1 protein-coding gene is annotated in these 671 nt (G+C 45.8%); it reads left to right on the plus strand.

Annotation, left to right across the window (positions count from 1 at the left end; genetic code table 11):
• Window positions 1–552 (plus strand): major capsid protein (locus tag ACGF5R_RS24305; RefSeq protein WP_387693195.1); only part of this gene is annotated, 552 nt, incomplete at its 5' end.
• Between the last annotated feature and the right edge of the window lie 119 nt (window positions 553–671).

Consider the following 671-nt stretch of genomic DNA (forward strand, 5'->3'; position numbering starts at 1 on the left):
GGTTCAGACAAATGGCCGCTAAAAGTTGCAGCAGGGGCAACAAACACGCAGCCGTCTGATGATATTGAAGCCTGGCAAACGTTAATTCTGAAAGAGTCCGGCGCAGTACCTACTGATTTGGTTTTTACAACATCATCGTGGAAAGCATTTCGGTTAGATACCAGCATTAAAGATACTGCGATAACTTTCCCATCATTGAACCCATTTGGTAACCAGGTGAATATCGGTCCAACAGTTCAAAAAGGGGCTGTATTTAAGGGGATTTGGGGCAACTTTAATCTCTGGTTGTACAACGACTGGTTTATTGACCCTGTTGATAATGTTGAAAAACCCATGATACCCGATGGTACGGTTATCATGTCAGGTGCGGACTTAATGGGAACACGGGCTTTCGGACTCATTCTTGATCCAGATTTTATCTACGGACCTTTGGCTTATGCGCCAAAAAGTTGGGTGAATCCCGATCCGGCGCAACGTTATATCATGGTGCAATCCTCTCCTTTAGTTATCCCAAGCCGGGTTAATGCGGCATTGTGTGCAACGGTGGTGTGATATGGCAAAAAATAAACAGCAAGAAACTGAAAACGAACTGGGCGGCTTGCCGCCTGAATTAATGGTTGACGGCCAGGAGTCAGCTTCTCAGATAGAAACGGTGGAAGAAGATCCCACTG

This window comes from Photorhabdus sp. RM71S, from assembly GCF_042879355.1.
Taxonomy (GTDB): domain Bacteria; phylum Pseudomonadota; class Gammaproteobacteria; order Enterobacterales; family Enterobacteriaceae; genus Photorhabdus; species Photorhabdus kayaii.